Origin of the sequence: Defluviitalea phaphyphila, assembly GCF_001466305.1 — a bacterium.
GTDB classification, from domain to species: Bacteria; Bacillota; Clostridia; order Lachnospirales; family Defluviitaleaceae; genus Defluviitalea_A; species Defluviitalea_A phaphyphila.
Genome location: NZ_JWID01000057.1, coordinates 1 through 4,187, shown reverse-complemented (window position 1 = coordinate 4,187; position 4,187 = coordinate 1). Strand labels below are relative to the sequence as shown.

General features: G+C 28.4%; 9 protein-coding genes. All 9 read left to right on the top strand.

Annotated features, from left to right (window positions below; all coding sequences use genetic code 11):
* Positions 1 to 555, top strand: a 555-nt coding sequence (locus OM90_RS12080; protein ID WP_278335826.1) for an RHS repeat-associated core domain-containing protein, incomplete at its 5' end; no start/stop codon positions are given.
* Between the two features lie 9 nt (positions 556 to 564).
* Positions 565 to 1,059 carry an SMI1/KNR4 family protein gene (locus OM90_RS12075; RefSeq protein ID WP_058487105.1) on the top strand — a complete coding sequence of 165 codons (495 nt, stop codon included), beginning with the start codon at positions 565 to 567 and terminating at the stop codon, positions 1,057 to 1,059.
* 183 nt (positions 1,060 to 1,242) lie between these two features.
* Complete coding sequence (locus OM90_RS13475) at positions 1,243 to 1,473, top strand: RHS repeat-associated core domain-containing protein (protein ID WP_334292099.1); 231 nt, start codon at positions 1,243 to 1,245, stop codon at positions 1,471 to 1,473.
* 78 nt (positions 1,474 to 1,551) lie between these two features.
* The gene (locus OM90_RS12070; RefSeq protein WP_058487104.1) at positions 1,552 to 1,860 is read left to right on the top strand and encodes a hypothetical protein; all 309 of its coding nucleotides are present in this window, start codon (positions 1,552 to 1,554) and stop codon (positions 1,858 to 1,860) included.
* Between the two features lie 16 nt (positions 1,861 to 1,876).
* Positions 1,877 to 2,281 carry an Imm44 family immunity protein gene (locus tag OM90_RS12065; RefSeq protein ID WP_058487103.1) on the top strand — a complete coding sequence of 135 codons (405 nt, stop codon included), beginning with the start codon at positions 1,877 to 1,879 and terminating at the stop codon, positions 2,279 to 2,281.
* A gap of 244 nt (positions 2,282 to 2,525) precedes the next feature.
* The gene (locus OM90_RS13470; RefSeq protein WP_084758068.1) at positions 2,526 to 3,086 is read left to right on the top strand and encodes an RHS repeat-associated core domain-containing protein; all 561 of its coding nucleotides are present in this window, start codon (positions 2,526 to 2,528) and stop codon (positions 3,084 to 3,086) included.
* Positions 3,087 to 3,181: 95 nt separating this feature from the next.
* The gene (locus OM90_RS12060; protein WP_058487102.1) at positions 3,182 to 3,457 is read left to right on the top strand and encodes a hypothetical protein; all 276 of its coding nucleotides are present in this window, start codon (positions 3,182 to 3,184) and stop codon (positions 3,455 to 3,457) included.
* A 79-nt stretch (positions 3,458 to 3,536) separates the two neighbouring features.
* Positions 3,537 to 3,932, top strand: a complete 396-nt coding sequence (locus OM90_RS12055; RefSeq protein WP_058487101.1) for a hypothetical protein — start codon at positions 3,537 to 3,539, stop codon at positions 3,930 to 3,932.
* Between the two features lie 68 nt (positions 3,933 to 4,000).
* A partial coding sequence (locus OM90_RS12050; protein WP_144428592.1) for a hypothetical protein occupies positions 4,001 to 4,187 on the top strand: 187 nt, incomplete at its 3' end.

Genomic DNA, 4,187 nt, shown 5'->3' with positions numbered 1-4,187 from the left:
TTTAAATACGCCGGCGAACAATTTGACCAAGAACAAAACCAATACTACCTAAGAGCAAGATATTACAACCCCACCATAGGAAGATTCACCCAAGAAGACATCTACCGAGGGGACGGCCTAAACCTCTACACCTACGTAGCAAACAACCCAATAATGTATATCGACCCCAGTGGGTATGAGAAGTGTCCGACTGATAAAGTTTATCAGGAATATGATATTGTTCCTTATGATAATAGAAAGTATAAGACACCAGGCTATGAGAAACATCATGGTGTTTTAAATGAATGGGCAGAACATAATATTCTAGGATATACAAAAAGAAATGCACCAACCATATTATTAACTCCTGCAAATCATGAGGCTACAAAAAAAGTTTATCGTGAATGGTTAAGAGAGAATTATGGGAAACCGGTAGGAGTTTCGCCAGATTGGACTAATATATCTAAGGTAGAGATAATGAATTTGACTAATGCTATGTTTGATGCTGCAAAAGTACCGCAAAATATAAGAAAACAATATTTAGAACTATTTGATATTTTTATAATTGGAGGTTAAGAGGTTAAAATGAATATTAAAGAGATCATACAAGAATTCAAGAAACATAATAATTTTGAGGTTAAAGAACCATGTGGATATCCAAAGATTAAAAATGAACACATATTACCAGATGATATAAAAGAATTTTATAGTATGTGTGGAGGAATAATGTGTTATATTGAAAAAGGAGGGTTCCCTATTGAAATACTGTCTCCGTTTAATGTTAAACAGGCAAATCTTGTATTGTTAGGAAAAGAATACGAAGAAGATATATCTTCTTCGTGGTATATAATTGCTGATGCTGGAGATGGGAATTATATTTCAATAGATTGTAATTCCTCTAGGCTTGGGAGATGCTATGAAAGTTTTGAGTATAGTCATGCTGTTGCTGGAAATTGTCCTATTATTGCATTGTCATTTACAGAACTATTAAATAATATATTTAATTATAGAGGAGATTATTTTTACTGGAAAGACAATCCTTATTTTAATGCATATGGAGATGCTTATGATATAAAATAAGTATATTAAAAAGAATGTTAAATTAAGGGTCATTGTCAATAGTTTGAGCGGGATTTTTCTAAATCCCGTTCCATTATTATTTTGAGATTATTTTAATATAAAGAAAAGTTATTTATTATTGTTATATTATATAAAAAATGAAAAATAAGATGTATTTGGTAATATAATAAAAAAATAGAATAAATCCCCAATATCTTTAGATACGCCGGAGAACAATTTGACCAAGAACAAAATCAATACTACTTAAGAGCAAGATACTACACCCCAACCATAGGAAGATTCACCCAAGAAGACATCTACCGAGAGGACGGCCTAAACCTCTACACCTACGTAGCAAACAACCCAATAATGTACATAGATCCCAGTGGGTATGAGAAGTGTCCGAAAAATTATAATGATAATGCTGATGTTTAAAATAAATATACTAGAGATAAAACTGGAAGGTGGCACGATAGAACCAATGGTCAATTTGTAAGTCTTGAAGAAGTAGGAGTGTCATCACCTAAAAATAAAAATACTACATCAGATAGAATACATGGTAATTCGTTATTAAATCCTAATAAAAATTATGGTTATGTTTTAGTTGATAAAAATACAGGGGAAATATTAAAGTTTGGGGAGACACTTTATCCCAACACTAGGTATACAACTGATTATTTAGATAGTGTTAATGCAGAAATGAAGATATTATGTAGTGGAAGCAAAGAAGATATTCATTATTGGCAATATGATATGAATAATTATTATAAATTCAAATACGGTGAATATCCTCCATTGGTAAATAGTCCTAATGGATATTAAGAAAGGAGAAGAATATATGAGATTAAATATAAATTCACCTGCTTACTATTCAAAACAATTTGGAATTGAAAATGAAATTTATAATATGTGTCGTGGATTATCAAATTTTGTGAGGGATAAGGAATACAGTAGTATAGTTGATACTATTGGTATTGTACCTATTATTGCGCCAAAAGATGAAATTGAAGCAGGTAAATGGAGAGAAGAAAAAATATATGACATAAAGCATAAGTTCGTGTTTATAAGTAAACAAATTAATTATGAAGAGTATTGTAATTCAGATATTGAAACAAGAAAGAAATTAATTATTAAAAATATTCTTGATTCAGTAAGAAGTATTCATAAAAAAGCAAAATTTGATTATAAAAAATTTGAAAATGATATAAAAGAATTTGTAACTTCATATATAGAAAAAATATAAAATTATAACATTATAACATTATAAATGAATAAAATTTATATTTCTTTATCAATAGTTGGAGTGTTTTTTAAAATTACACTGCATAAAAAATTACATAAAAAGGAATTAAAAACTTAGATTGAATAATGTATTTGAATTTAAAGTTAACAATTTTACGTTTATTTATCGATAATTGGAGTGGGATTCTTAGAAATCCTACTCCATTGTTGCTTTTGAGTTTATTTAAAATTTATAAAAACATTTAATAACCCAATTAAACAAAGACGACAACATAAAAACAAGAGAAATAAGAGGCTACGAATTACTACAAAAAGATGTAGGAAATAAAAAATACTACTACCATCAAAACGAACATGGAGATATAACCCACCTAACAGATCAAGAAGAAAATCTTACAAACTACTATGAATACGATGTATTTGGTAATATAATAAAAGAAATAGAAGAAATCCCCAATATCTTTAAATACGCCGGCGAACAATTTGACCAAGAACAAAACCAATACTACCTAAGAGCAAGATATTACAACCCCACCATAGGNTTTAAATACGCCGGCGAACAATTTGACCAAGAACAAAACCAATACTACCTAAGAGCAAGATATTACAACCCCACCATAGGAAGATTCATCCAAGAAGACATCTACCGAGGGGACGGCCTAAACCTCTACACCTACGTAGCCAACAATCCAATAATGTACATAGATCCCAGTGGATATGAGAAATCTACTGATAAAAAAATAATAATGGTAACAATGTTTATTCAGATGGTTTTGGCCATCGTGATGACAATTATTATCTTGTAAATCTTGGATATAAAGATGATATTTGGGATGCTAATGTATATGCTGTAAGTGCAGAAGCAAATCAAAATTTTTATTTTGGATATAAAGGATTTGAAATGGGTGGTGAGCTTGGTGCATCAGCATTAGATGTTGAAATTCAAAGAAATAAACAAATCAATTTGAAGGATATGCAGGTGCATTTGGTGAAGGTAAAAATCTTATATGGACAAAAGAAGATGGTTTTAAAGTTGGAGTTAAAGCAGCAAAATTATTTGGATTTGGTATTAGTTTATCTGTTGATTATAATAATCATGAAGAATCTGAAAATATTTATGAAAATATTTGGGAAGAAAGACCTTAATCTATTTGTAAAGTATAGTTATGTAAAGTGAAAATAAAAAAATAAGTATAATGCTTTAAAAGTTGATTGAGAAATATTAAAAGTTTTTTTATGAGGAGGAAATGTAATCTATGAATGATAATATATTTATAAAAATGACCAAGATATTGAGAGGGTTTTTTATAATTGTTTTAATTATAGGGATAATTATATCAATTTTTTTAAAAGTTCAGTTTAGCATAATATTTACATCTGCGATTTTTTATATAATATCAATAGCATTAATGACATTATTATTAAAATATTTTGAAAAAAGAAATGATAGTGAAAACAATAGTATAAAATTTAATAAGCAAAAAATAAAAGGTTTAGTAAATTTATTTATGATGTATGTTATTATATTTTTATTTTTAGAAGTTATACAAATGAGTATACGAAGTAAGAATTTTTATTTATTTTTAGTATTTGGTTCTATTATAGTATTTATATATTTTATATTTAGATTATTGATGAAATATATTAATTAAAGTCTTGAAAAGATAGCTATGAGAATGTAAGTTGTTTGGCTATTTGTCAATAGTTTGGGTGGGATTTTTTGAAATCCCACCCTGTTAGTTTTATAGCAAAATACGAACTCAAAACCATAGAAGTAAGACCCCATAGAGGAAGTGTACTAAAAAACAAATATGATCCTTTAGGCTTAAGAACAGAAATAGAAAAAGATGGAGAAGTAATACGATACATCTTTAGTGGAAGTAATATAATAGCCCAACTCGATAAAG

Excerpts from the sequence above, each read along its gene's own strand:
- OM90_RS12075 (WP_058487105.1), top strand. The coding sequence starts at position 565 with ATGAATATTAAAGAGATCATACAAGAATTCAAGAAACATAATAATTTT.
- OM90_RS12065 (WP_058487103.1), top strand. The coding sequence starts at position 1,877 with ATGAGATTAAATATAAATTCACCTGCTTACTATTCAAAACAATTTGGA.
- OM90_RS12060 (WP_058487102.1), top strand. The coding sequence starts at position 3,182 with ATGGGTGGTGAGCTTGGTGCATCAGCATTAGATGTTGAAATTCAAAGA.
- OM90_RS12055 (WP_058487101.1), top strand. The coding sequence starts at position 3,537 with ATGAATGATAATATATTTATAAAAATGACCAAGATATTGAGAGGGTTT.